Origin of the sequence: Neobacillus drentensis (genome assembly GCF_036962765.1) — a bacterium.
GTDB classification, from domain to species: Bacteria; Bacillota; Bacilli; order Bacillales; family Cytobacillaceae; genus Neobacillus; species Neobacillus drentensis_C.
In genome coordinates, this window is record NZ_JBALOS010000055.1 from 1 (window position 1) to 25,926 (window position 25,926).

Here is a 25,926-nt window from a genome sequence, read left to right on the forward strand (position 1 = left end):
AATCAACTGGCAACTTTAACACTACCTACAACAAAAAAGCAGATGGATCGTCATCCATCTGCTTTTTATATGGTTGATCATTATCCACTCAGCACCAAAGGCGCTACTGTTTCAAATTACTCAGTAATAGTTGTGATTGAACCTGAACCTACTGTACGTCCACCTTCACGAATGGAGAACTTAGTTCCTTCTTCGATCGCGATTGGAGCGATTAGTTCAACAATCATTTCGATGTGGTCGCCAGGCATAACCATTTCAGTGCCTTCTGGAAGCATACAAATACCAGTGATGTCAGAAGTACGGAAATAGAATTGTGGACGGTAGTTAGAGAAGAATGGAGTGTGACGTCCACCTTCTTCTTTTGATAATACATAAACTTGCGCTTTGAACTTTGTGTGTGGAGTGATTGACTTTGGTTTAGCCAATACTTGACCACGTTCGATATCTTCACGTGCTACACCACGAAGAAGGGCACCGATGTTGTCTCCTGCTTCAGCGAAATCAAGAAGCTTACGGAACATTTCTACACCTGTTACAGTAGTAGATTTTGGCTCTTCAGTGAAACCTACGATTTCAACTACGTCCCCAACTTTAACTACTCCACGCTCAACACGTCCAGTAGCAACTGTTCCACGACCAGTGATTGAGAATACATCCTCAACAGGCATCATGAAAGGTTTGTCAGTGTCACGAGTTGGTGTTGGAATCCACTCATCAACAGCAGCCATAAGTTCATTGATTTTTTCTTCCCAAGCAGCTTCGCCTTCTAATGCTTTAAGAGCAGAACCTTTGATAACTGGAGTGTCATCACCAGGGAAGTCGTATTCTGATAATAGATCACGAATTTCCATTTCTACTAATTCAAGAAGCTCTTCATCGTCAACCATGTCACACTTGTTCATGAATACAACAAGGTATGGTACACCTACTTGACGTGAAAGAAGGATGTGTTCACGAGTTTGTGGCATTGGGCCGTCAGTTGCAGATACAACTAGGATACCGCCGTCCATTTGCGCAGCACCAGTGATCATGTTTTTAACATAGTCAGCGTGTCCTGGGCAGTCTACGTGTGCATAGTGACGAGCATCTGTTTCATATTCTACGTGTGCAGTAGAGATTGTAATACCACGTTCTTTTTCTTCTGGTGCACCATCGATTTGATCGTATGCACGTGCTTCTGCTTTACCTGTTTTAGCAAGTACAGAAGTGATTGCAGCTGTTAAAGTTGTTTTACCATGGTCAACGTGTCCGATTGTACCAATGTTAACGTGTGGTTTTGAACGGTCGAATTTAGCTTTACCCATTAGGAAATCCTCCTCTAATTTAAAAAAATTTAAGTATAGTTTTATATGTAAGCCGTGAATGAGGTTGTCCCAAATTCACGGCTTCCACTTCTTACAATTGTAGTTATACTTTATCAAAAGGTGAAAATCAATTATTCACCTTTATTTTTTTTGATGATTTCTTCAGAAACTGATTTTGGTACTTCTTCATAGTGATCGAAGTGCATGGAGAATACTCCACGTCCTTGTGTACTAGAGCGAAGTGCAGTTGCATAACCAAACATTTCTGAAAGTGGTACCATTGAACGTACAACTTGTGCATTACCACGTGCTTCCATACCTTCAACACGACCACGACGTGCAGTAATTTGTCCCATGATATCTCCAAGATATTCTTCTGGGATAACTACTTCCACTCTCATCATCGGTTCAAGGATAACAGGACTACACTTAGAAGCAGCATTTTTAAGTGCCATAGATGCAGCAATTTTAAACGCCATTTCAGAGGAGTCAACATCATGGTATGATCCGTCAAATAGTCTTGCTTTAATATCAACTAGTGGATATCCAGCAAGAACACCACGTTGTAGAGCATCTTCAAGTCCAGCTTGAACTGGTGCGATGTATTCACGAGGAACAACACCACCAACAATACCGTTTTCAAATTCGAATCCTTTTCCTTCTTCGTTAGGTGAGAATTCGATCCAAACGTGACCGTATTGTCCACGACCACCAGATTGACGAGCGAATTTACCTTCAACTTGTGCAGAAGCACGGAAAGTCTCGCGGTAGGCAACCTGTGGTGCACCTACATTAGCTTCAACTTTAAATTCACGACGCATACGGTCAACAATGATATCTAGGTGAAGTTCACCCATACCAGCGATGATTACTTGTCCAGTTTCCTGGTCAGTATGTGCACGGAACGTCGGATCTTCTTCTTGAAGCTTTTGCAATGCAGTTGTCATTTTGTCTTGGTCTGCTTTTGATTTTGGTTCAACTGAAAGTTGGATTACTGGTTCAGGGAATTGCATAGACTCTAAGATAACAAGGTTTTTCTCGTCACATAGAGTATCACCAGTAGTTGTATCTTTCAAACCTACAGCAGCAGCAATGTCACCAGCAAAAACCTTTGAGATTTCTTGACGGCTGTTTGCATGCATTTGAAGGATACGTCCGATACGCTCACGCTTGCCTTTTGTAGAGTTTTGAACATATGATCCAGACTCTAAAGTACCAGAATAAACGCGGAAGAACGTTAATTTACCAACATAAGGGTCAGTCATAACTTTAAATGCTAGAGCAGAGAATGGCTCTTCATCGCTAGAATGACGTTCAATGATTTCTTCTTCATCATCAATTGCATGACCTTTAATTGCAGGTACATCCAATGGTGATGGAAGGTAATCGATAACAGCATCCAACATTAGCTGAACACCTTTGTTTTTGAATGCTGATCCACAGATTACTGGATAGAATTCAACATTAACAGTACCTTTACGAATCGCTGCTTTTAGCTCTTCTTTAGTGATTTCTTCTCCACCAAGGTATTTTTCCATTAATTCTTCATCTAACTCAGCTACTGCTTCTACTAACTTTTCACGATATTCTTCAGCTTGAGCACGGTACTCTTCAGGAATCTCACGTACTTCGATATCAGTACCTAAGTCATTCCCGTAAAATACTGCATTCATTTCCACAAGGTCAATGATTGCTTCAAACTCGTCTTCAGCACCGATAGGTAACTGAATTGGATGTGCATTCGCTTGAAGACGGTCATGGATTGTTCCTACAGAATATAAGAAGTCAGCTCCAATTTTGTCCATCTTGTTTACGAATACTACACGAGGTACACCGTAAGTAGTTGCTTGGCGCCAAACTGTTTCAGTTTGAGGCTCAACACCAGATTGTGCATCAAGTACTGCTACTGCACCATCAAGTACACGAAGGGAACGTTCAACTTCAACAGTGAAGTCTACGTGTCCTGGTGTATCAATGATGTTTACACGATGGCCATGCCATTGTGCAGTTGTTGCTGCGGAAGTGATTGTAATTCCGCGCTCTTGTTCTTGCTCCATCCAGTCCATCTGAGAAGCACCTTCATGAGTTTCACCGATCTTATGAATACGACCAGTGTAATAAAGAACACGCTCAGTGGTAGTCGTTTTACCGGCATCAATGTGAGCCATGATACCGATATTACGAGTGTTTGCTAAGGAGAACTCTCTTGCCATTGGGTCTTTCTCCTTCCTAGTTTGAAAGTTTTTATATTGAAGGTTAGATTACCAACGATAGTGAGCAAACGCTTTGTTTGCTTCTGCCATTTTGTGTGTATCTTCACGCTTTTTAACAGATGCACCTGTGTTGTTTGCTGCATCCATGATTTCGTTAGCTAAACGCTCTTCCATCGTTTTTTCTCCACGGTTACGTGAATAATTCACCAACCAACGAAGACCTAGAGTTGAACGGCGGTCTGGACGCACCTCAACTGGAACTTGGTAGTTAGCACCACCTACACGGCGAGCTCTAACTTCAAGTACAGGCATGATGTTTTTAAGCGCCGCTTCAAAAACTTCCATCGGCTCTTTGCCAGTACGTTCGCGAATTGTATCGAACGCAGAGTAAAGAATTTCTTGTGACTTACCTCTTTTACCGTCAACCATCATCTTGTTGATTAAACGAGTAACTAATTTAGAGTTATAAAGTGGATCTGGTAACACGTCTCTTTTTGCTACAGGACCTTTACGTGGCATTATATTTCCTCCTTTCAAAGAAGCTTCTATTTAAGTTGTTTTATTTCTTAGCTGCTTTTGGTCTCTTCGTACCGTATTTAGAACGTCCTTGCATACGGTTGTTTACACCAGCTGTATCAAGTGCTCCACGTACGATGTGATAACGTACCCCTGGTAAATCTTTTACACGTCCTCCACGGATAAGAACAACGCTGTGCTCTTGAAGATTGTGTCCAATACCAGGAATGTATGCTGTCACCTCGATACCATTCGTCAAACGTACACGTGCATATTTACGTAACGCTGAGTTTGGTTTCTTTGGAGTCATTGTACCAACACGAGTACATACACCGCGTTTTTGTGGTGAAGATACATTCGTTTGTGATTTTTTGAAGCTGTTATAACCTTTGTTAAGTGCTGGTGATTTTGACTTTTCCTCTTTAGATTGACGAGGCTTGCGCACTAATTGGTTAATAGTAGGCATTTGTGTTTCCTCCCTTCATTATTTGTAAGCCCACACATCCAGGTGGTTCATTTTTTCGCAAAAACAAAGTTTTTGCAGACTCTCTATCTACAAAAACGCTTTTAATTGATAATTGCAACAGTTGAAGCACCAACTTCAATCCCGCATGCCTTCCCGAGTTTTTTCATCGAGTCAACATATAGGATAGGAACATTTATTTCAAGAGCTTCATTAACTACTTTCGCTGTCAACTTTGGATCAGCGTCGCTAGCTATGATTACCTCTCTCACATTACCTTCTTTTAGTGCCTTTACTGCTTGTTTTGTTCCTATAACGAACTTTTGTGCCTGTAATACTTTTTCATAAGACATAGTTCATATCCTCCAAAGTATCAGGTGAATAGGAGCACCTTTGATATAGTAACATCTTAATAAATTAATGTCAACAACACATTTAATATTTTCTTAAAACAAGGAATCTGCTAGTTAGCAGATCCCTTGTTTTTATTAATCAATTGTAACTGTTTCTTCGGAAGTTGTATCACGAAGAACAGGTTCTGCTTTGCGGTAGCGCTGCATGCCTGTTCCAGCTGGTACAAGCTTACCAATGATAACATTTTCTTTTAAGCCGAGTAATTCATCGCGCTTGCCTTTGATTGCAGCATCTGTAAGAACTCTTGTTGTTTCTTGGAATGATGCAGCAGATAGGAATGAATCAGTTTCAAGCGACGCTTTGGTAATACCAAGTAAGACTGGACGTCCAGTTGCAGGCATTTTTCCTGCTAACAATGCCCTTTCGTTTGCATCAGTAAACTGGTGAATATCTAGAAGTGTACCTGGAAGTACATCTGTTTCACCTGCATCACCGACACGAACTTTACGTAACATTTGACGAACCATTACTTCAACGTGCTTATCGCCAATTTCTACCCCTTGCATACGATAAACTTTTTGAACTTCACGCAATAAATACTCTTGGACAGAAGTAACGTCTTTGACTCTAATTAATTCTTTCGGATCAATTGAACCTTCCGTTAACTCTTCTCCTCGTGCTACCTGGTCATTTATAGCCACTTTCAAGCGTGCCGTATATGGTGCATTGTATGTTCTCGATTCAACTTCACCTTGAACAACAATTTCATGCTGGCGATCACGGCCCTCATTAATACCAACGACAACTCCATCAATTTCAGAAATAACCGCTTGACCTTTAGGGTTACGGGCTTCAAAAATTTCCTGGATACGTGGTAAACCTTGTGTAATATCGTCTCCCGCAACCCCACCAGTATGGAAGGTACGCATGGTTAACTGTGTACCTGGCTCACCGATAGATTGGGCAGCGATAATACCAACTGCTTCGCCAACTTCAACCTCTTGACCTGTTGCCAGATTACGACCATAGCATTTTTTACAAACACCATGACGGGTATTACATGTAAACGCAGAACGGATTTTTACAGTCTCAATGCCTGCATTAACAATTGTTTCTGCTAAATCTTCTGTAATCAAACCATTTTCCGGTACTAGAACTGTACCTGTTTCAGGATGTTTGATCGCCTTACGTGCATAGCGGCCAATCAGACGTTCGTCTAATCCTTCGATGATTTCTGTACCGTCTTTTAAGGCACTAATTGTAAAGCCGCGGTCAGTTCCACAATCGTCTTCACGAACAATAACATCCTGTGCAACGTCAACGAGTCGGCGTGTTAAGTAACCAGAGTCAGCCGTCTTAAGCGCTGTATCAGCAAGACCTTTACGGGCACCGTGTGTCGAGATAAAGTACTCTAATACCGTTAAACCTTCACGGAAACTTGATTTGATTGGTAACTCAATGATACGTCCAGCCGGGTTGGCCATCAGACCACGCATACCAGCAAGTTGCGTAAAGTTAGAGGCATTACCACGAGCTCCGGAATCACTCATCATAAAGATTGGATTCGATTTGTTCAACGATTTCATTAGTTTTCCTTGAATGATATCTTTTGCAGCACTCCAGATCGCAATGACACGATCATAACGCTCATCTTCAGTAATTAGACCGCGTCTGAATTGCTTCATCACGCTATCTACTTTACCTTGTGCGTCATGAAGAATTTCCTGCTTTTCAGGAAGAACGACAATGTCAGAAACACCAACTGTTAGACCCGCTTTTGTTGAATGTTTAAAGCCTAAGTCCTTCATGCGGTCAAGCATTTTTGACGTTTCAGTAATCTTGAAACGTTTGAATACTTCAGCAATGACATTTCCAAGGATTTTCTTTTTAAACGGATCAATTAATGGCATCGATTGAATCTTCGCCTTAACGTCTTCGCCTTTTTCTACGAAATATTTTACTGGTGTTTCAACTTCTAAATTCTGTCTAGTTGGTTCGTTAATGAATGGGAATGATTTCGGCAGAATTTCATTAAATATAAGCTTACCAACCGTTGTGATTAATAACTTATTATTTTGTTCTTCTGTGAATGTTTCATTTCCTAATGAACCTGCATGGACAGCAACACGTGTATGCAAATGAACATAGCCATTTTGATAAGCAAGAATCGCTTCGCTCGTGTCTTTAAAAATCATACCCTCGCCGACTGCGCCTTCTCTTTCCAACGTTAAGTAATAGTTACCTAAAACCATGTCTTGGGAAGGAGTAACAACAGGCTTACCATCTTTAGGGTTTAAGATGTTTTGTGCTGCAAGCATTAATAGTCTTGCTTCTGCTTGAGCCTCTGAAGAAAGCGGTACGTGAACCGCCATTTGGTCACCATCAAAATCGGCATTGTATGCTGTACATACAAGTGGATGCAGACGGATTGCCCGGCCTTCAACTAGCGTTGGCTCAAATGCCTGAATCCCTAGTCTATGAAGTGTAGGGGCACGGTTTAGTAACACTGGATGCTCTTTAATTACATCTTCGAGTACATCCCATACATCTGGAGATACTCTTTCGATTTTACGTTTAGCAGATTTAATGTTATGTGCTAACCCTTTTTCAACCAATTCCTTCATAACAAAAGGCTTAAATAGTTCTAATGCCATTTCTTTTGGAAGTCCGCATTGATACATCTTCAAGTTTGGTCCTACAACGATAACCGAACGGCCTGAATAGTCAACGCGTTTTCCAAGTAAGTTTTGACGGAAACGACCTTGTTTACCTTTTAACATATGAGATAGTGATTTTAACGGACGGTTACCCGGCCCTGTCACTGGACGTCCACGGCGGCCGTTGTCAATTAAGGCATCGACAGCTTCTTGAAGCATCCGTTTTTCATTCTGAACGATAATGCTTGGTGCACCTAAATCTAATAAACGTTTTAAGCGGTTGTTACGGTTAATAACACGACGATAAAGATCGTTTAAGTCAGATGTTGCAAATCTTCCTCCATCCAATTGAACCATTGGACGAAGTTCTGGAGGGATAACAGGAAGAACATCAAGAATCATCCAAGATGGCTCATTTCCAGATCCACGGAATGCTTCTAACACTTCAAGGCGTTTGATCGCACGAGTACGACGCTGACCTTGTGCGCTTTTTAATTCTTCTTTTAATCCGTCTACTTCTTTATCTAAATCGATATCGTAAAGAAGTTTTTTAATCGCTTCTGCACCCATGGCAGCTTGGAATTTGTTTCCGTACTTTTCACGATATGCACGATATTCTTTTTCAGATAGCAGCTGTTTCTTATCAAGAGCTGTGTCTCCTGATTCCGTTACTACGTAAGAAGCAAAGTAGATGATTTCTTCCAAAGCTCTTGGAGACATGTCTAATACAAGTCCCATCCGGCTTGGGATTCCTTTAAAGTACCAGATGTGTGAAACTGGCGCAGCTAGCTCAATATGCCCCATTCGTTCACGACGAACTTTTGCTCGTGTGACTTCTACACCACAGCGGTCACAAACGACACCTTTATAACGGACACGCTTATACTTTCCACAATGACATTCCCAATCCTTCGTTGGACCGAAAATTCGTTCACAGAATAAGCCGTCCTTTTCAGGCTTTAATGTACGATAGTTAATCGTTTCTGGTTTTTTGACTTCCCCAAAAGACCATGAACGGATTTTATCCGGTGAAGCAAGACCAATCTTCATAAACTCAAAATTATTAACATCTAGCAAGGGGCCTACCTCCCTTTTGATATCTCCAGGTTTTACCCTTATTGCCCAATAAAGCGGAAGCGCGGTTTCTGCACGCTGCAGCTAGGAAAACAAGTAAAGCGGGAGCGCAAAGTGCGCCCCAACTAATTTATATCATTACTCTTTTGAACCGACTTTTTCTGATTCAAATGCTTGTTCAGGAACAATGTTTAACGTGTCGACTTGTTGTAAGTCATCGTCATCTTCCGTATCGCGCATTTCAATCTCTTCTTCATCACCGGAAAGAATTTTTACATCCATACCTAGACTCTGAAGTTCTTTGATTAATACTTTAAATGATTCTGGAACACCTGGTTCCGGTACGTTTTCACCTTTAACAATCGCTTCATACGTTTTCACACGACCAACGACGTCATCTGATTTAACGGTAAGGATTTCTTGAAGTGTGTATGCAGCACCGTATGCTTCAAGTGCCCAAACCTCCATCTCACCAAAGCGCTGCCCACCGAATTGAGCTTTACCACCCAACGGTTGCTGCGTTACTAATGAGTATGGTCCAGTTGAACGGGCATGGAGTTTATCATCAACCATGTGTGCAAGTTTAATCATATACATGACACCTACAGAGACACGGTTATCAAACGGTTCCCCAGAACGGCCATCATAAAGGACGGTTTTCGCATCACGAGCCATACCTGCCTCTTCGATTGTTCCCCAAACATCTTCTTCACGCGCTCCATCAAATACAGGAGATGCAACATGAATGCCTAGGTAACGTGCTGCCATTCCAAGATGAAGTTCTAGCACCTGTCCAATATTCATCCGGGATGGTACCCCTAGTGGATTTAACATGATATCGACTGGTGTGCCATCTGGTAAATACGGCATATCTTCTTCAGGTAAAATACGTGAGATAACCCCTTTGTTACCGTGACGTCCCGCCATTTTATCCCCTTCAGAAATCTTACGTTTCTGAACGATGTAGACGCGGACAAGTTGATTAACTCCTGGTGGAAGTTCATCACCATCTTCACGGTTAAAGACTTTAACATCGAGAACAATCCCGCCGCCGCCATGTGGCACTCGAAGAGATGTATCACGAACCTCACGTGCTTTTTCACCAAAGATCGCATGTAAAAGACGTTCTTCTGCCGTTAATTCTGTAACCCCTTTTGGTGTTACTTTACCAACTAACAAGTCACCATCTTTAACTTCAGCACCAGTACGAATGATACCGCGCTCATCCAAGTTACGAAGAGCATCTTCCCCAACGTTTGGAATATCGCGTGTAATTTCTTCAGGTCCGAGCTTTGTATCACGGGACTCTGACTCATATTCTTCAATATGAATGGAAGTGTATACATCGTCTTTAACAAGACGTTGATTCATAATAATCGCATCTTCATAGTTATAACCATCCCATGTCATAAAGGCAACAAGGACGTTACGACCTAGGGCTAATTCTCCTAATTCCATTGAAGGACCGTCAGCAAGAATTTCTCCTTTTGTTACACGGTTACCCACTGCAACAATTGGACGCTGGTTATAACATGTTCCCTGATTGGAACGGATGAATTTTAACATACGGTATTTATCAAGATTTCCTTTAACCTCTTGACCATCTACCATATTAATGCGGCGTACCCATACCTCACGTGCTTCCACGTGTTCAACAATACCCTCGTGCTTACAGATTACGGCTGCACCTGAGTCTTTACCAGATACATATTCCATACCTGTTCCTACTCGTGGAGCTTCTGGCTGCATCAACGGTACTGCTTGACGCTGCATGTTTGCTCCCATAAGGGCACGGTTGGAGTCATCGTTTTCAAGGAAGGGGATACATGCTGTTGCGGCAGATACAACCTGCTTTGGTGATACATCCATATAGTCAATGCGTTCGCGTTTGACAACGGTGTTTTCACCACGGAAACGAGCCACAACTTCATCATCTAAGAAGGAACCATCGTCATCTAAGCGAGAGTTCGCTTGCGCAACTACATAGTTATCTTCTTCGTCTGCCGTTAAGTAATCAATACGGGCAGTAACTTTACCTGTATCTGGGTCAACCCGGCGATAAGGTGTTTCGATAAATCCGAAGCGATTAACTTTCGCGTACGATGACAGCGAGTTAATCAAACCGATGTTTGGACCCTCTGGTGTTTCAATTGGACACATACGGCCATAGTGGGAATAGTGAACGTCACGAACTTCCATCCCGGCACGTTCACGCGTTAAACCACCTGGTCCTAATGCAGAAAGACGACGCTTGTGCGTCAATTCAGCAAGCGGGTTGGTTTGGTCCATGAACTGTGATAATTGCGAGCTGCCAAAGAACTCTTTAATAGACGCAATCACTGGACGTATGTTAATTAATTGTTGCGGTGTGATCGTTGCTGTGTCCTGAATGGACATTCTTTCACGAACAACACGCTCCATACGGGATAACCCAATACGGAATTGATTCTGAAGCAATTCACCAACAGAACGAAGACGTCTGTTACCTAAGTGGTCGATATCATCTGTATCGCCAACTCCATGCAATAAATTGAAGAAGTAGCTAATCGATGAAATAATATCAGCCGGTGTAATATTTTTAATTGGTTCTGCCACATAGGCATTCCCTAAGACATTAATTACTTTTTCACTTTCATCACCAGGAGCATAAATTTTAATGTCCTGAAGAATGATTTCCTCATCTACTACCCCGCCATAAGGATTAAAGGATTTGAAATTAGTATTCTTTTCAAGAGCAGGGATAATTCTATCAAGGTTTCTTCTATCAAGAATGGTGCCCTTTTCAGCAATAATTTCACCTGTTTCAGGATCCGCAAGGGATTCTGCTAAGCGTTGGTTAAATAAACGATTTTTAATATGAAGCTTTTTATTAATTTTATAGCGGCCTACATTTGCAAGATCATAGCGCTTAGGGTCAAAGAAACGTGACACTAATAAGCTCTTTGCGTTTTCAACGGTAGGTGGTTCACCTGGACGCAGGCGCTCATAAATTTCCAAAAGGGCCTTTTCGACACCTTCCGTATTGTCTTTCTCAAGTGTATTACGGATGTATTCGTTATCCCCAATCAATTCAATGATTTCTTGATCAGAGCCGAAACCAAGTGCACGCAAAAGAACCGTAACGGGCAGTTTCCGAGTACGATCTATTCTCACATAAACGACATCTTTGGCGTCTGTTTCATATTCGAGCCAAGCGCCGCGGTTCGGAATGACGGTAGCTGAAAAGCCCCGCTTACCATTTTTATCGAACTTTCCACTATAGTAAACACTCGGAGAGCGCACTAATTGTGAAACAATAACACGTTCTGCCCCGTTAATGACAAACGTACCTGTTTCAGTCATTAGCGGGAAATCACCCATAAATACATCTTGATCCTTTACTTCGCCTGTTTCTTTGTTTACAAGACGTACTTTTACACGCAATGGAGCAGAATATGTAACGTCCCGTTCTTTTGATTCCTCTACTGAATACTTTGGATCGCCAAGACTGTAATCAATAAATTCTAGTGATAGGTTACCAGTAAAGTCCTCAATTGGTGAAATATCCTGGAACATTTCACGCAAACCCTCATCAAGAAACCATTGATAGGAAGAGGTTTGGATTTCAATAAGATTTGGTAATTCTAAAACTTCACTGATTCGTGCGTAACTTCTTCGTTGGCGGTGTCGTCCATACTGAACTAGTTGACCTGTCAACTGATTCACCCCTCAAATCAAGCGTTATTATTAAAATCTATAAACGTTTATGGAGCAGAATTTACTTCTATTCCAGTAAACAAAAAGAAAAAGGGTTTTTGACTAAAAACCACATTTTCACATTTTGACTATTATTTTGTCATCATTTCCTTAATATCCCTTTTTTATACCAGATATTCAATATTTTTAGGAATAATTCGGAAATTATTATGATGGCATTTTATAATGCTATCATAGTGACATTTTCAAGTCAACTTTTTTTAGCCTTTATGACAAAATAACCTTTGGATTTGTCAATAGTTTCGACGCAGTTAAATAAATTATTTAATTTTTCAATAGCGGATGGTGCACCTTGTTTCTTTTGAATGACAACCCAGAGCTCTCCCTGTGATGCAAGATGTTCAAAACTTTGTTCAAAAATTTCATGAACTGTTTTCTTCCCTGCTCTAATCGGCGGGTTCGTTAAAATAGCTGCGAATGTGTTTTCTTTCACATTTAACAACCGATCACTTTCATATATTTTAACATTTTGAATCCGATTCAGTTCTGCATTTTCTTTTGCCAATTCAATAGCCCGTTCATTAACATCAACCATATGTATCATACGATCGTGATAATATTTTGCAAGTGATAGACCGATCGGACCGTAGCCGCAGCCTACATCCAGGATTAACCCTTCTGTATCTGGCAATTCAAAAGACTCAATCAATAAACGTGAGCCGAAATCTACTTCTCTTTTTGAAAATACACCGTTATCCGTTTTAAAACGAAACGTGTTATCTTTTAAGGTGAAATCCCAGAATTTCGGGTCACTTTCGACCTTTTGTGTTCGAGAATAGTAGTGTTCAGACAACTGACTCACCTCCGAGGAAAAATAATAATTGAAGATAAACGAGGACTTACTAACGAAAACTACTTAAAACTTAATCATTGCCCTACGATAGATACTTATCATAGAATATGACTTCCGTTTTTTGAGTTAAGGCAAAAAAAGCCCGCTTATACAGCGAGCTTTTTTATATGGTTATTACTTAACTTCAACGTTAGCTCCAACTTCATCAAGTTTAGCTTTGATTGCTTCAGCATCTTCTTTAGAAACGCCTTCTTTGATTGCCTTTGGAGTGTTGTCAACAAGGTCTTTTGCTTCTTTAAGACCAAGACCAGTGATTTCACGTACAACTTTGATAACTTTGATTTTTTGATCGCCAGCGCCAGCTAGGATTACATCAAATTCAGTTTTTTCTTCAACAGCAGCAACTGCAGCGCCACCCATTGCTACAGGAGCAGCAGCAGTTACGCCGAATTCTTCTTCGATTGCTTTTACAAGATCGTTAAGTTCTAAAACAGTCATAGATTTAACTGCTTCAATGATTTGTTCTTTAGTCATGATTAAATTTCCTCCTTAGTTTTCGTTCAAGTTTATTTGTACGCGATTAGATTAACTTACGCGCCTTGTTCTTCTTTTTGTTCTGCAACTGCTTTTGTAGCAAGAGCAAGGTTGCGGATTGGAGCTTGTAGTACGCTGAGTAACATAGAAAGCAAGCCTTCGCGTGATGGTAGATCAGCAAGAGCTTTAATTTCATCAGCTGAAGCTACATTTCCTTCGATTACACCTGCTTTTAGTTCTAGAGCTTCATGCTTTTTAGCAAAGTCGTTCAAGATTTTAGCTGGTGCTACTACATCTTCAGTACTGAACGCAATAGCGTTAGGACCTGTTAATGCAGCGTTTAATTCAGCAAGACCAGTTGCTTCTGCAGCACGGCGTGTCATTGAGTTTTTGTAAACTTTGAATTCCACACCAGCTTCACGAAGCTGTTTACGAAGTTCAGTTACTTCTGCAACTGAAAGACCACGGTAATCAACAACAACTGTTGATACGCTGTTCTTTAATTTATCAGAAATTTCGCTAACGATTTGTTGCTTTAATTCGATTGCACTGCTCATCTTTACACCTCCTGTAGAATTTCTACATTTATACCAGGCAAATAAAAACCTCCATATCGAGCGTTGACATGGAGGCAGCATAACAACTGATCACTCAGCTGTTTATATCGCATTACCTCGGCAGGGAATTAAGCGACTTCTCGCACCTGCTGTCTTCAGTACAAATGTTATTATTTTAAACAACAAAATAGATTATATAAAATCTATTCAAGATTGTCAATTGGTAAAATTTATTTAACTGCTACGGATGAAGGATCAACTTTAACGCCAGGTCCCATTGTTGAAGCAACAGTTACGTTCTTCATGTAAGTTCCTTTTGCTGCAGAAGGCTTCACTTTAAGCATAGTTTCAAATACAGTGTTGAAGTTTTCAACAAGCTTTTCGTTTTCGAAAGAAGCTTTCCCGATTGGCACATGGATGTTACCAGACTTATCAACGCGGTATTCAACTTTACCTGCTTTGATTTCGTTAATCGCACGAGTTACATCAAATGTAACTGTACCTGTTTTAGGGTTTGGCATTAAACCTTTAGGTCCTAATACACGACCAAGTTTACCAACTTCACCCATCATGTCAGGAGTTGCTACGATTACATCAAATTCAAACCAACCTTGTTGGATTTTGTTGATGTACTCTGCATCGCCTACATAATCAGCACCAGCTGCTTCTGCTTCTTTTACTTTTTCCCCTTTAGCGAAAACTAAAACGCGTTGCGTTTTACCAGTTCCGTTTGGAAGCACTACTGCTCCACGGATTTGTTGGTCAGCTTTCTTAGGGTCAACACCTAAACGAAATGCTACTTCAACAGTTGCATCGAATTTAGTGAAGTTAGTTTTTTTAGCAAGATCAATTGCTTCTGCAATTGGATATGCCTTTAGGCGATCTACAAGCTTTGAAGCTTCTAAATACTTCTTACCTTTTTTAGCCATTTTAATTTCCTCCTAGATTGTGGTTTTAACGTTGAATAACTCCCACGAAAAAGGTTGCGAGTGTTTATAACGTCGCAACCCCTTCATTTTACAAAAAACAATCAGTTACATGGATTAGTCTTCGATGACGATACCCATGCTGCGAGCAGTACCTTCAACCATACGCATTGCTGCTTCAACGCTAGCTGCGTTAAGGTCAGGCATTTTCTGTTCCGCAATCTCGCGTACTGTATTACGCTTAACTGTTGCTACTTTATTACGGTTAGGTTCACCAGAACCTGACTGAATTCCAGCTGCTACTTTTAAAAGAACGGCAGCAGGAGGAGTTTTCGTAATAAATGTAAATGAACGGTCTTCAAATACCGTGATTTCAACAGGGATGATCAAACCAGCTTGATCTGCTGTACGAGCGTTAAATTCTTTACAGAATCCCATGATGTTAACACCGGCTTGACCTAGTGCAGGTCCAACTGGTGGCGCAGGGTTTGCTTTCCCAGCAGGAATTTGTAATTTAACGACTTTAATTACTTTTTTAGCCACGAGACACACCTCCTTAAAGTCCGTGATGTGGTAATAGGGTCTTTTAGGAACCCTCCCACTCAGGCATCTGTCTTTATCTATTAATCATAAAGAACTTAACATAAGTCTAGTCTCACGATGGAGACATACTGACCTATGAAATATTACCACTTTTTCAAAATGATTTCAAGTTTTTTTACATTAAAGTTTTTCAATCTGTGTAAAATCAAGTTCTACAGGGGTATCACGACCGAACATATTCACAAGAACTTTCAGTTTCGCTTTGTCCTTATCCATCTCTTCCACAGAACCTGTAAAGTTTGCAAATGGACCTTCTTTGACGCGAACGGTTTCACCAATTTCATAATCGGCATCGACTCGAGTCTCAGTAACACCCATCCGTTTTAAAATAACGACAACTTCTTCCGGAAGTAACGGCGTCGGTTTAGACCCTGATCCTGATGAACCAACAAAGCCTGTTACACCTGGAGTATTCCGTACTACATACCAAGAATCATCTGTCATCACAATTTCCACCAGTACATAACCAGGGAACACCTTGCGCTTGACTACTTTTTTCTTGCCGTTTTTAAGCTCTGTCTCTTCTTCTTCAGGGACAACCACTCTGAAAATCTTATCTTGCATCCCCATTGATTCGACCCGTTTTTCTAAATTTGCTTTAACTTTATTTTCATAACCCGAGTAAGTATGTAAAACATACCAATTTTTTTCCATTTAAGAGGACTACTACGTCCGTCCCTCCCTATTTTTTAGTCACTGACTATTTTTTAAACAAACAAAAAACCCGTTATACGGGCTTTTAGATAAAAATTCCTTTATTAATCACCATTATACCATGAAAGTTGATTTATTATTCAAGAATTAAACGAATCAATTTCGAAATCCCTAAATCAAGTACAGCAAAGAACGCTGCGAAAAAAATAACGGTGGATAGTACAGTAAGCGTCGAGCGTGTTAGTTCCCCGCGTTTAGGCCAGCTAACTTTTCTCATCTCACGGAGTAGATCACTGAAGAACTTCTTTATGCGCTGCATTATAGTAACCCCCAAAATTAAATAACTATAAGAATATATGATGACTATTTTGTTTCTCGATGAATGGTATGGGTGGTGCAAGTTTTGCAGAACTTTTTCAATTCTAATCTCTCTGTTTGTGTCTGCTTGCTGATCGTCGAATAATTACGAGAACCACATACAGCACAGGAAAGGATCACTTTTTTACTCATATTCGACACCTTTACCCAAGTTTCTATTATATCCTTAAAAATGTAACATGTGCCCTAATTATTGTCAATAACCTCCTGAAAACGATTCAACTAGTTGCCATAAAAATAGACCTATCACAGTGAAAATTCGCGAAGTTCTAAATATCGTTCCAGTTTTCTCTTAACTCGCTGCAGGGCATTATCAATTGATTTCACATGGCGGTTAAGTTCCTCTGAAATTTCTTGATAGGATTGGCCATCGAGGTACAGAGCCAAAACTTTTCTTTCTAAGTCGCTTAATAATTCAGTCATTTTAAATTCGATATGGTCAAATTCTTCTTGGTTAATAATGAGTTCTTCTGGATCAAGGACCTTGGCCCCTGACAAGACATCCATCAAGGTTCGGTCCGATTCCTCATCATAAATCGGCTTGTCCAACGAAACGTAAGAATTTAATGGGATATGCTTTTGCCGTGTTGCGGTTTTAATGGCAGTAATAATCTGACGAGTAATGCAAAGTTCAGCAAATGCCTTAAAGGAGGTGAGCTTGTCCTCCCGAAAGTCACGGATCGCCTTGTACAATCCAATCATGCCTTCTTGGACAATGTCTTCTTTATCGGCACCAATTAAAAAATAGGACCTTGCTTTTGCACGTACAAAATTACGATACTTGTGGATTAAATAATCCAATGCTTCACTATTACCGTGGTGCACTAAATCAACAATTCCTTCGTCCTCCATTATGAGGAACTGCTGGTTGACCTTTGTTCCGAAGTCCGTACTCAAAGTAGATCCCCTCCACCGAACAAGCATAGTTAGTAATAGTATACATGACAATTTTTTTAGTGTCCATGTTCACTTTTGTCCTCTGCGCCACTTTTCAAAAATTTCTGCCATTTCATCAGTCATTTTAATTTTCGAGACAGGCTTTCTTTCTTGAATCTTCTTCACTTTCCGTTCGATGCCTCTTTCGATGGAGGACATTTCAATCAGCAGCTCCCGAGCGGACTTCCTTAACGCCCCTTGTCCAAAAATCGCCCATTGCTCTGTAAAATCGGAAGTGGCTACATGAATTTGCGTTTTCCGATTACTTAGACTAATGGCTAGTTTTTCAATCCGCTCATCTGCTGTTTCATTTTCCTTTGTAAAGATGACTTCAACTTGATGGTTTTTATATTTCTTTTCTGTTCCTTGCACATAATAGGCATCAAAGACAACAATCACACGATAGCCGGAATAGGCTTGATATTCTGCCATTCTTTCGACAAGACGATCTCTTGCTGCAGGTAGATCTCTATCCTTTAATGCCCTTAATTCCGGCCAGGCTCCAATAATGTTATATCCGTCGACAAGCAGGATATCCATATGTTACCTCTCAAGCGGATGTCGTTTTCGATATACCTCATACATGAGTAACGATGCAGCAACAGAAGCATTTAACGAAGTCACTTTGCCAATCATCGGCAAGTGGATGAGGAAATCACATTTATCGCGAATTAATCGGCCCATTCCTTTACCTTCACTGCCAATGACTAAGCCAAGCGGCAAGGTCCCATCCAACCTGCGGTAGTCATCTTTTCCTTTTGCATCTGTTCCAGCAATCCACATGCCACGTTCCTTTAATTCATCGATTGTTCTGGCCATATTTGTTACGCGTACGACAGGGATATATTCAATTGCACCTGTTGAAGCTTTAGCCACAGTTGCAGTTAAGCCGACAGCCCGTCTTTTTGGAATAATGATCCCATGGGCCCCAACAGAATCCGCCGTTCTCATGATTGACCCGAGGTTGTGAGGGTCTTCAATTTCATCGAGCAATAAAAAGAATGGTGGTTCGTTTTTCTTTTCCGCCGCAACAAATAAATCATCGATTTCCGCATATTGATAGGCGGCAACATAAGCAAGCACTCCTTGATGGTTTTCACCGGAGATCTGGTCAATTTTTTTCTTGGGCACAAACTGAACAATCACATTTGCTTCTTTTGCTAACTGTGTAATTTGCTGCATTTGACCGCGCTGCGAACCTTCAGCTATTAAAATTTTGTTAATATCCCTTTCTGATTTCAGTGCTTCAATGACTGGATTTTTTCCAACAATATATTCTTGTTCCATCCTAGCGTTCCTCCTTTCTTTCATCCACATATTTAAATGCTGTTTGAATCAGTTCTTCCAGCCGCTCGATTTTACCCGTTAAATATAGGTAACCCATCAACGCTTCGAACGCTGTACTGTAGTTATAGGTTTGGACATCGGTATTTTTAGGTACAGAGCCTGACTTTGCATTTCGACCGCGCATGACCACTGCTAATTCCTCTTCATCGAGAAGCTGATGATCCATCATTTGAAAAAGAATTTTGCACTGTGCTTTTGCCGATACATAAGTTGTACCGGTACGATGTAACTGATTGGGTCTGACCTTCCCGCTGTAAAGGAGGTGACGCCTTACATACGTTTCATAAATGGCGTCACCCATATAAGCCAGTGCGAGACTATTCAATTGTTTAGCATCGACTGTATTTTCGTATTCCAGCATGCATTAGCCTCTTTTCCACCTTGTACCTTGCGGGGTATCTTCTAAAATAATATTCATTTCCTTGAGCTGATCTCTGATTTGGTCAGACAATTGGAAATTACGGTCTTTCCGGGCCTGGATTCGCTTTTCAATCAAGGCATCAATTTCTTCATCCAGCATTTCTTCCTTTTCAATCGTCAGCCCTAAGACATGGAATAACTCCTCAAACTGTTTGGTAAAGGCATCAATGACAGCAACAGCAGTATTTTTTTCTAACAGATAGTAATTAGCCAGTTTCGAGAGGTCAAATAAAACAGAAATGGCTTTCGCTGTGTTGAAATCATCATCCATTGCTTCGATAAATTGTTCATGTAATAATGAAATTTTATCAAGCCATTCTTGATTATGATCTGTTAAGTCGGTACTCGCTTCTTTCCGATGTTTTAAGTTTTGATAGGAAGTAGTTAAGCGTTCAAACGCCGCTCTCGTGCTCTCCAGTAAATCCTCGCTATAATTAATAGGATTACGATAATGAACCGATAACATGAAAAATCGTAACACTTGTGGATTGTGTTTCTTGATAATGTCATGAACTAACACAAAATTCCCGAGCGACTTCGACATTTTCTCATTATCGATATTGATATAGCCGTTATGCATCCAGTAACGTGAAAATAATTTCCCTGACAGTGCTTCGGACTGGGCAATTTCATTTTCATGATGCGGGAAGGTTAAATCCTGTCCACCTGCATGAATATCAATTGTTTCACCAAGATACTTTTTCGCCATTGCCGAGCACTCAATATGCCAACCCGGACGGCCTGGCCCCCATGGGCTTTCCCAGAAGATTTCCCCTTCCTTTGCTGCTTTCCAGAGGGCAAAGTCTAAGTCATCTTGTTTTCGATCACCGACTTCAATCCTTGCACCAACCTGCAAATCATCAATCGATTGATGCGATAGCTTACCATAATCATCGAATTTTCTTGTCCGGAAATAAACATCCCCGGCTGATTCATAAGCGAAGCCTTTTTCAATCAATTGGCTAATGAAATCAATAATAATGTCCATGTTTTCCATTACCCGTGGATGAACATCCGCTTTTTGGCAGCCTAATGCCGTAACATCTTCAAAATAGGCATTGATAAATCTGTCAGCAATCATTGGTACTTCTTCTCCTAATTGATTGGCCGCACGGATTAATTTATCGTCTACATCAGTAAAATTGGATACATATTTCACAACATAGCCGCGGTTTTCTAAATAGCGACGGACGGTATCAAATACGATGGCCGGACGAGCATTACCGATATGAATATAATTATAAACAGTCGGACCGCAAACATACATTTTCACTTTTCCCTCTTCGAGCGGTACGAAGGTTTCTTTCTTGCGCGTAAGTGTATTATAAAGTTGAATGGCCATTTATTTTTATCCTTTCTCCTTTTAATTCTTCAAGTTCATACATTAACCGATCCAGGTCGTTTTGCATTTCTCTTAAGCGGTCGGCAACAGGATCCGGCAAGTCACAATGGTTTAAGTCTCTATTGATCCTTCTTCCATCTTGGATGACGACACGGCCAGGAATTCCCACTACTGTTGAGTTAGGAGGAACTTCTTTCAAGACAACCGAGCCCCCGCCAATTTTGGAATTTTCTCCTACTGTGATTGAACCAAGCACCTTAGCCCCTGTTGCAATCAGAACATTATCCTTAATCGTCGGATGCCTTTTCCCTTTTTCTTTCCCCGTTCCACCAAGTGTTACCCCTTGATATATAGTTACATTATCCCCAATTTCACACGTTTCCCCAATAACTACGCCCATACCATGGTCAATAAAAAATCTTCTGCCTATTTTTGCCCCAGGATGAATTTCAATACCGGTAAAAAATCGGCTTACTTGCGAAATCAACCTGGCTAGAAAAAACAGCTTTCGATTAAAGAGTGCATGCGCGAGTCGATGTGACCAAATGGCATGCAAGCCTGAATAGGTTAAGATGACTTCTAAATAACTCCTAGCCGCTGGATCTTGCTCAAAAATAACCTCTACATCCTCCCTCAACTTCTTGAACATTACCATTCTCCCCCTTTTTATAAAGCATAAGCCCCCTAAGCGCTGAAACTAGGAATTCCTCAAAGTATAGACAATAAGAAATTTTTCTTTCTGAAACTAAAAAACGCCTCTGTCATAACGACAGAGGCGCTTAACACGCGGTTCCACTCTGATTAGACCGAATAAGCTTATAAGGTAACATCAGCTCAAACATTGGTCTCACTCTACCTGTTAACGGATCGGTTCCGCCCATTTCTACTCGGAGTTGACTCATTTCGAAACAGGACTCAGAGGTGCATTTCAAAAAACGAGAGGCTTAAACCACTTTCAGCCGATGATGGTTTTCTCTTTAAAGCATCCTTTTTTTACTTCTCCTCTTCAACACTTTACTAACTATATAATTGTTTATTCTACTATATTACATTTCCACTTTAATGTTAACTAATAATTTTATTAATTCTTGTTTGAACTTTATTTTTACCTAAAAGTTCAATCGCCTGTGGCAGGTCAGGTCCATGTGTTTGGCCAGTTACTGCCGCACGGATTGGCATAAATAGGTTTTTCCCTTTTTGGCCGGTCGACTTTTGGACGGCCTTCATAGCAGCCTTTATACCGTCAGCCCGGAAATTTTCTAATTGGTCCAGTTCATGTGAAAATGCCTTTAACACTTCCGGAACCGTTTCTCCTGCCAGAATTTCCTTCGCATCTTCTTCATAATCAACTTCATCTTTAAAGAACATTTCCGATAGTTCCACGATTTCGGCACCAAAGCTCATTTTTTCCTGTAAAAGTTCGACTAGGCCTTGAACCCATTGATACTGTTCATCCGTTAGACTTTCACTTAAGCGGCCGGCTTTCACTAAATGTGGTAAAGCCAATTCCACCACACGATCAATCTCAATCTTTTTCATGTATTGGTTGTTCATCCATAACAATTTCTGCTTATCAAATAATGCTGGGGATTTGGATAAGCGATTCGCATCAAATATTTCAATAAACTCGCTCTTAGAGTAAATTTCTTCCTCACCTGCTGGCGACCAGCCGAGGAGAGTAATAAAGTTAAATAATGCTTCTGGCAAATATCCTAATTCTTCATATTGTTCGATGAACTGGATGATGGATTCATCCCGCTTACTTAACTTTTTACGGCTTTCATTCACAATCAATGTCATATGGCCAAAAATAGGCGGCTCCCAACCTAAGGCCTCATAAACCATAAGTTGTTTTGGTGTGTTCGAGATATGATCATCGCCACGGAGCACATGTGAGATTTTCATTAAATAATCATCAATCGTTACCGCAAAGTTATAGGTTGGCGTACCATCCTTTTTAATGATGACCCAATCGCCCATCCCTTCCGATTCAAACGAAACAGTGCCCTTTACCATATCATCAAAGGTATAGGTTTTCCCTTCAGGTACGATGATCCGAATGCTTGGCTGACGGCCTTCGCTTTCTAATTGATGGCGCTGTTCTTCTGTTAAATGGCGGCATTTACCAGAATAATGCGGCGTTTCGCCCCGTTCAGTCTGTGCTTCCCGCTCCGCTTCAATTTCAGCTTCGGTACAATAACACTTATAGGCATGGTCCTCGGCTAATAATTGGTTATAGTAGGTTTGATAAATATCATTTCGTTCGGATTGACGGTATGGACCGTATTCACCGCCGGCGTCGACACTTTCATCCCAATCCATGCCTAGCCATTTTAAATATTTTAACTGGCTTTCTTCTCCGCCTGCAATATTCCGCTTTTTATCGGTATCTTCAATGCGAATGATAAATTTCCCGCCCTGATTACGTGCAAATAAGTAATTAAATAATGCCGTACGGGCATTTCCAATATGTAAATGTCCCGTTGGACTTGGAGCATATCTTACACGAACTTCGTTTGACATTCTAATGCCTCCAGTGAGAAAAGCGTAAGCGCCTTGCCCAGGGGCGACAAGCATAAGACGAGCCAGCGTGAAGGTTGTTCTTTGACCTTCACGTTGGATTGGCTTATGACCTCGAGCCCCTAGGCGCTGAAGCTAGACAGCTTTCCAATAATTTATATGGTTTCAACTGAATATTTTATCACTGTATAGGATTTCAGGTAAAGGCTATTCCTGAACCTTTCTTAACAAAACAACAGCTTGGGAGGCAATTCCTTCCCCTCTGCCCGTGAAGCCCAGCTTCTCCGTCGTTGTCGCCTTTACATTGATTTGTTCAGGTGCGGCGTCTAATAATTCGGCAATTCTTACACGCATTTGTTCAATATAGGGGGCCATTTTCGGCTTTTGAGCAATAATCGTGCAATCGGCGTTAACCAGCTCATAGCCCTTATTTTTCACCAAATGCCACACATGTTCCATTAACTTCGCAGAATCCGCATCTTTAAAATTAGGATCGGTATCGGGAAAATGTTTACCAATATCTCCTTCTCCAATCGCACCAAGACACGCATCAGAAACCGTATGTAATAAAACATCCGCATCTGAATGACCCAGCAAACCCTTCTCATAAGGAATGTGGATACCGCCTATAATCAACGGGCGCCCTTCAGTAAGTTGATGAACATCAAAGCCTTGACCAATTCGAAACATCATGAAAAACTCCTTTTTGTCAATTGTCTAGCTACAGCGCCTAGGAAAAAATGAACTACTTTTTTCCCTGGTCAAGGCGCTTCCGCTTTTCTAGTATTGCTTCCGCAAAATATAAATCTTCTGGTGTGGTTAATTTGATATTATCATAGTCCCCTTCGACCACGGAAACAGGATGACCGAGGCGCTCCACCAAACTAGCATCATCGGTTCCTAGGAAGTAATCCTTTTCTGCCCTTTCATAGGCTTCTGTCAGAAGCGAAATACGAAAAGCTTGTGGGGTTTGAACAGCCCACAAGCTTGAACGTTCGACGGTTTCAACAACCACACCATCTATCACCTTTTTAATGGTGTCCTTAACGGGTACTCCTAAAATAGCTGCCCCTGTTTCCTCAGCCATTTTTGTTAATGAGTTGATATGTTCTTGACTGATGAAAGGACGCGCCGCATCATGTACAAGAATGACCCCGTCTATTTCCACTGTTCTAAGAGCATTATAAATGCTATCCTGACGTTCCTTTCCACCGGGCACTAAGCGAATTGCTTTGGCAACATTATACTTCGTGAATAAGGCCTTAAATTCCGCTTCATCTTGTGGATGGATCGCGACAATAATGTTGCTGCAGGCTTCATCCTGTTCAAACACCCTTAATGTATGGATCAGTACAGGTATACCATTGAGCTCTAATAAAAGCTTATTTTTCCCTGCTCCCATTCTTTTTCCCTGGCCAGCTGCCGGGAGAATGACTTGGTAAGTCATAAAAAAACCCCACTCTACGCATCCGCTTTTTAATCTATAATGCTTTTTCTAATAGTTTTGGTTTGGCAAAGATCATTCTTCCTGCCGATGTTTGGAGAACACTTGTGACGAGAACTTCAATTCGTTTCCCGATATATTCTCTTCCTTCCTCGACAACGATCATCGTTCCGTCATCTAAGTAAGCAACGCCCTGATGATATTCTTTGCCATCCTTAATCACCTGCACTGTTAATTCTTCCCCAGGGAGAACTACAGGTTTGACGGCGTTCGCTAAATCATTGATATTCAACACCGTAACATTCTGCAATTCGCAGACTTTATTCAGGTTGAAATCATTGGTGACTAAGATGCCATTTGTGATTTTTGCTAGTTTGACAAGCTTTGAATCCACTTCACTAATTTCCTCAAAATCACCTTCATAGATTTCGACCTTAATCGCAAGTTCCTTTTGAATGCGATTTAAGATATCCAACCCTCTGCGACCGCGATTTCGTTTTAAAACATCGGATGAATCAGCTATATGCTGTAATTCCTCGAGGACAAACTGCGGAATGACAATCGTCCCTTCTAAAAATCCAGTTTGACATATATCAGCAACACGCCCATCAATAATGACGCTCGTATCTAATATTTTCAACCGCTGATTCGCTTCTTTATCACTCTCGTCATCACTTGTTTTTTTCTTATTACTGCGGTTCCCAAAAAGACCGAGCAACTCATCCCTTTTCTTAAAACCTACCTGAAATCCAAGATAGCCAAATAAAATGGTCAGCAAGATTGGCACAACAGCATTTAAAATCGGCACCTGAATCGCATTAAGGGCAAATCCGATTAAAAAGGCCACCAACAACCCGAATATGAGCCCCACACTACCAAAAAGGACATCGGTAACAGGAATTTTTACTAAAGAATCTTCCGCCCATTTAATAAAATTAAAGACATAATCTACTGCCCAAAAGGTAATAAGATAAAAAATAATAGCACCTAAAACAGCAGTGATATACGAGTTGTTAATTAAGGGAATGTCATTGATATGAAGTAAATTGAACAATTCCGGTAATAACAAAATTCCAAGCGTACCACCCATAATGAGGAAGCAAGCCTGCACAATACGTTTTAACATTCCTTCACC

The 25,926-nt window shown here is 40.8% G+C and carries 25 protein-coding genes and 2 other annotated features; all 25 genes read right to left on the reverse strand.

Annotated features, from left to right (window positions below; genetic code table 11):
- Positions 1 to 116: 116 nt before the first annotated feature.
- The gene (gene tuf / locus V7137_RS08645) at positions 117 to 1,304 is read right to left on the reverse strand and encodes an elongation factor Tu (RefSeq protein ID WP_335697708.1); all 1,188 of its coding nucleotides are present in this window, start codon (positions 1,302 to 1,304) and stop codon (positions 117 to 119) included.
- Between the two features lie 131 nt (positions 1,305 to 1,435).
- Positions 1,436 to 3,517: an elongation factor G gene (gene fusA / locus V7137_RS08650; protein WP_335697709.1), complete on the reverse strand. Its 2,082-nt coding sequence runs from the start codon at positions 3,515 to 3,517 to the stop codon at positions 1,436 to 1,438.
- A gap of 48 nt (positions 3,518 to 3,565) precedes the next feature.
- Positions 3,566 to 4,036, reverse strand: coding sequence for a 30S ribosomal protein S7 (gene rpsG, locus V7137_RS08655; protein WP_026565518.1), 471 nt, complete (start codon positions 4,034 to 4,036; stop codon positions 3,566 to 3,568).
- A 40-nt stretch (positions 4,037 to 4,076) separates the two neighbouring features.
- Positions 4,077 to 4,499, reverse strand: coding sequence for a 30S ribosomal protein S12 (gene rpsL / locus V7137_RS08660; RefSeq protein WP_026565517.1), 423 nt, complete (start codon positions 4,497 to 4,499; stop codon positions 4,077 to 4,079).
- 101 nt (positions 4,500 to 4,600) lie between these two features.
- Entirely contained in the window at positions 4,601 to 4,849 is a 249-nt protein-coding gene (locus V7137_RS08665) for a 50S ribosomal protein L7ae-like protein (RefSeq protein WP_335697710.1), read from the reverse strand.
- Between the two features lie 135 nt (positions 4,850 to 4,984).
- Positions 4,985 to 8,584 (reverse strand): DNA-directed RNA polymerase subunit beta', encoded by a 3,600-nt coding sequence (gene rpoC, locus V7137_RS08670; RefSeq protein ID WP_335697711.1) that lies wholly within the window; start codon positions 8,582 to 8,584, stop codon positions 4,985 to 4,987.
- Between the two features lie 135 nt (positions 8,585 to 8,719).
- Positions 8,720 to 12,277 (reverse strand): DNA-directed RNA polymerase subunit beta, encoded by a 3,558-nt coding sequence (gene rpoB / locus V7137_RS08675; protein WP_335697712.1) that lies wholly within the window; start codon positions 12,275 to 12,277, stop codon positions 8,720 to 8,722.
- 250 nt (positions 12,278 to 12,527) lie between these two features.
- Positions 12,528 to 13,130, reverse strand: a complete 603-nt coding sequence (locus V7137_RS08680; RefSeq protein WP_335697713.1) for a class I SAM-dependent methyltransferase — start codon at positions 13,128 to 13,130, stop codon at positions 12,528 to 12,530.
- A gap of 174 nt (positions 13,131 to 13,304) precedes the next feature.
- A complete protein-coding gene (gene rplL / locus V7137_RS08685; RefSeq protein WP_335697714.1) occupies positions 13,305 to 13,664 on the reverse strand; it encodes a 50S ribosomal protein L7/L12 in 360 nt (119 codons plus the stop codon).
- A gap of 56 nt (positions 13,665 to 13,720) precedes the next feature.
- Positions 13,721 to 14,221, reverse strand: coding sequence for a 50S ribosomal protein L10 (rplJ, locus tag V7137_RS08690; RefSeq protein ID WP_218350778.1), 501 nt, complete (start codon positions 14,219 to 14,221; stop codon positions 13,721 to 13,723).
- Between the two features lie 33 nt (positions 14,222 to 14,254).
- Positions 14,255 to 14,398 (reverse strand) — a sequence feature (ribosomal protein L10 leader region).
- 53 nt (positions 14,399 to 14,451) lie between these two features.
- Positions 14,452 to 15,150: a 50S ribosomal protein L1 gene (rplA, locus tag V7137_RS08695; RefSeq protein ID WP_218350777.1), complete on the reverse strand. Its 699-nt coding sequence runs from the start codon at positions 15,148 to 15,150 to the stop codon at positions 14,452 to 14,454.
- Positions 15,151 to 15,264: 114 nt separating this feature from the next.
- Positions 15,265 to 15,690: a 50S ribosomal protein L11 gene (gene rplK / locus V7137_RS08700; RefSeq protein ID WP_026565509.1), complete on the reverse strand. Its 426-nt coding sequence runs from the start codon at positions 15,688 to 15,690 to the stop codon at positions 15,265 to 15,267.
- Between the two features lie 180 nt (positions 15,691 to 15,870).
- Positions 15,871 to 16,404 carry a transcription termination/antitermination protein NusG gene (gene nusG / locus V7137_RS08705; RefSeq protein WP_026565508.1) on the reverse strand — a complete coding sequence of 178 codons (534 nt, stop codon included), beginning with the start codon at positions 16,402 to 16,404 and terminating at the stop codon, positions 15,871 to 15,873.
- A 136-nt stretch (positions 16,405 to 16,540) separates the two neighbouring features.
- The gene (gene secE, locus V7137_RS08710; protein WP_335697715.1) at positions 16,541 to 16,723 is read right to left on the reverse strand and encodes a preprotein translocase subunit SecE; all 183 of its coding nucleotides are present in this window, start codon (positions 16,721 to 16,723) and stop codon (positions 16,541 to 16,543) included.
- A gap of 44 nt (positions 16,724 to 16,767) precedes the next feature.
- Positions 16,768 to 16,914 carry a 50S ribosomal protein L33 gene (rpmG, locus tag V7137_RS08715; protein ID WP_214716664.1) on the reverse strand — a complete coding sequence of 49 codons (147 nt, stop codon included), beginning with the start codon at positions 16,912 to 16,914 and terminating at the stop codon, positions 16,768 to 16,770.
- 114 nt (positions 16,915 to 17,028) lie between these two features.
- On the reverse strand, positions 17,029 to 17,679 hold the full coding sequence (gene sigH / locus V7137_RS08720) for an RNA polymerase sporulation sigma factor SigH (RefSeq protein ID WP_335697716.1): 651 nt from the start codon (positions 17,677 to 17,679) through the stop codon (positions 17,029 to 17,031).
- A 69-nt stretch (positions 17,680 to 17,748) separates the two neighbouring features.
- Complete coding sequence (locus tag V7137_RS08725; protein WP_335697717.1) at positions 17,749 to 18,258, reverse strand: NYN domain-containing protein; 510 nt, start codon at positions 18,256 to 18,258, stop codon at positions 17,749 to 17,751.
- A 3-nt stretch (positions 18,259 to 18,261) separates the two neighbouring features.
- Positions 18,262 to 19,005: a 23S rRNA (guanosine(2251)-2'-O)-methyltransferase RlmB gene (gene rlmB / locus V7137_RS08730; RefSeq protein ID WP_335697718.1), complete on the reverse strand. Its 744-nt coding sequence runs from the start codon at positions 19,003 to 19,005 to the stop codon at positions 18,262 to 18,264.
- 1 nt (position 19,006) lies between these two features.
- Complete coding sequence (locus V7137_RS08735) at positions 19,007 to 19,426, reverse strand: Mini-ribonuclease 3 (RefSeq protein WP_335697719.1); 420 nt, start codon at positions 19,424 to 19,426, stop codon at positions 19,007 to 19,009.
- 3 nt (positions 19,427 to 19,429) lie between these two features.
- Positions 19,430 to 20,827: a cysteine--tRNA ligase gene (cysS, locus tag V7137_RS08740; protein WP_335697720.1), complete on the reverse strand. Its 1,398-nt coding sequence runs from the start codon at positions 20,825 to 20,827 to the stop codon at positions 19,430 to 19,432.
- Entirely contained in the window at positions 20,808 to 21,476 is a 669-nt protein-coding gene (cysE, locus tag V7137_RS08745; RefSeq protein ID WP_335697721.1) for a serine O-acetyltransferase, read from the reverse strand. The genes cysS and cysE overlap by 20 nt, the downstream gene beginning before the upstream one ends.
- A gap of 119 nt (positions 21,477 to 21,595) precedes the next feature.
- Positions 21,596 to 21,846, reverse strand: a binding site (T-box leader).
- A 46-nt stretch (positions 21,847 to 21,892) separates the two neighbouring features.
- The gene (gene gltX / locus V7137_RS08750; protein WP_335697722.1) at positions 21,893 to 23,350 is read right to left on the reverse strand and encodes a glutamate--tRNA ligase; all 1,458 of its coding nucleotides are present in this window, start codon (positions 23,348 to 23,350) and stop codon (positions 21,893 to 21,895) included.
- Between the two features lie 204 nt (positions 23,351 to 23,554).
- Positions 23,555 to 24,037 carry a 2-C-methyl-D-erythritol 2,4-cyclodiphosphate synthase gene (gene ispF / locus V7137_RS08755; protein ID WP_218350769.1) on the reverse strand — a complete coding sequence of 161 codons (483 nt, stop codon included), beginning with the start codon at positions 24,035 to 24,037 and terminating at the stop codon, positions 23,555 to 23,557.
- Positions 24,038 to 24,092: 55 nt separating this feature from the next.
- Positions 24,093 to 24,794, reverse strand: coding sequence for a 2-C-methyl-D-erythritol 4-phosphate cytidylyltransferase (ispD, locus tag V7137_RS08760; protein WP_335697723.1), 702 nt, complete (start codon positions 24,792 to 24,794; stop codon positions 24,093 to 24,095).
- Between the two features lie 34 nt (positions 24,795 to 24,828).
- Positions 24,829 to 25,917: a PIN/TRAM domain-containing protein gene (locus V7137_RS08765; RefSeq protein WP_335697724.1), complete on the reverse strand. Its 1,089-nt coding sequence runs from the start codon at positions 25,915 to 25,917 to the stop codon at positions 24,829 to 24,831.
- Between the last annotated feature and the right edge of the window lie 9 nt (positions 25,918 to 25,926).

What these genes read in the sequence shown, in the direction of transcription:
- V7137_RS08665 (WP_335697710.1), bottom strand. Translation starts at nt 4,849, where the DNA reads ATGTCTTATGAAAAAGTATTACAGGCACAAAAGTTCGTTATAGGAACA.
- fusA (WP_335697709.1), bottom strand. Translation starts at nt 3,517, where the DNA reads ATGGCAAGAGAGTTCTCCTTAGCAAACACTCGTAATATCGGTATCATG.
- rplJ (WP_218350778.1), bottom strand. Translation starts at nt 14,221, where the DNA reads ATGAGCAGTGCAATCGAATTAAAGCAACAAATCGTTAGCGAAATTTCT.
- cysE (WP_335697721.1), bottom strand. Translation starts at nt 21,476, where the DNA reads ATGTTCAAGAAGTTGAGGGAGGATGTAGAGGTTATTTTTGAGCAAGAT.
- cysS (WP_335697720.1), bottom strand. Translation starts at nt 20,827, where the DNA reads ATGGCCATTCAACTTTATAATACACTTACGCGCAAGAAAGAAACCTTC.
- rpsG (WP_026565518.1), bottom strand. Translation starts at nt 4,036, where the DNA reads ATGCCACGTAAAGGTCCTGTAGCAAAAAGAGACGTGTTACCAGATCCA.
- V7137_RS08735 (WP_335697719.1), bottom strand. Translation starts at nt 19,426, where the DNA reads ATGCTGGAATACGAAAATACAGTCGATGCTAAACAATTGAATAGTCTC.
- tuf (WP_335697708.1), bottom strand. Translation starts at nt 1,304, where the DNA reads ATGGGTAAAGCTAAATTCGACCGTTCAAAACCACACGTTAACATTGGT.
- rpsL (WP_026565517.1), bottom strand. Translation starts at nt 4,499, where the DNA reads ATGCCTACTATTAACCAATTAGTGCGCAAGCCTCGTCAATCTAAAGAG.
- V7137_RS08725 (WP_335697717.1), bottom strand. Translation starts at nt 18,258, where the DNA reads ATGGATATCCTGCTTGTCGACGGATATAACATTATTGGAGCCTGGCCG.
- gltX (WP_335697722.1), bottom strand. Translation starts at nt 23,350, where the DNA reads ATGTCAAACGAAGTTCGTGTAAGATATGCTCCAAGTCCAACGGGACAT.
- secE (WP_335697715.1), bottom strand. Translation starts at nt 16,723, where the DNA reads ATGCAGCGCATAAAGAAGTTCTTCAGTGATCTACTCCGTGAGATGAGA.
- rlmB (WP_335697718.1), bottom strand. Translation starts at nt 19,005, where the DNA reads ATGGAACAAGAATATATTGTTGGAAAAAATCCAGTCATTGAAGCACTG.
- rpmG (WP_214716664.1), bottom strand. Translation starts at nt 16,914, where the DNA reads ATGAGTAAAAAAGTGATCCTTTCCTGTGCTGTATGTGGTTCTCGTAAT.
- nusG (WP_026565508.1), bottom strand. Translation starts at nt 16,404, where the DNA reads ATGGAAAAAAATTGGTATGTTTTACATACTTACTCGGGTTATGAAAAT.
- rplA (WP_218350777.1), bottom strand. Translation starts at nt 15,150, where the DNA reads ATGGCTAAAAAAGGTAAGAAGTATTTAGAAGCTTCAAAGCTTGTAGAT.
- ispF (WP_218350769.1), bottom strand. Translation starts at nt 24,037, where the DNA reads ATGTTTCGAATTGGTCAAGGCTTTGATGTTCATCAACTTACTGAAGGG.
- ispD (WP_335697723.1), bottom strand. Translation starts at nt 24,794, where the DNA reads ATGACTTACCAAGTCATTCTCCCGGCAGCTGGCCAGGGAAAAAGAATG.
- V7137_RS08765 (WP_335697724.1), bottom strand. Translation starts at nt 25,917, where the DNA reads ATGTTAAAACGTATTGTGCAGGCTTGCTTCCTCATTATGGGTGGTACG.
- rplL (WP_335697714.1), bottom strand. Translation starts at nt 13,664, where the DNA reads ATGACTAAAGAACAAATCATTGAAGCAGTTAAATCTATGACTGTTTTA.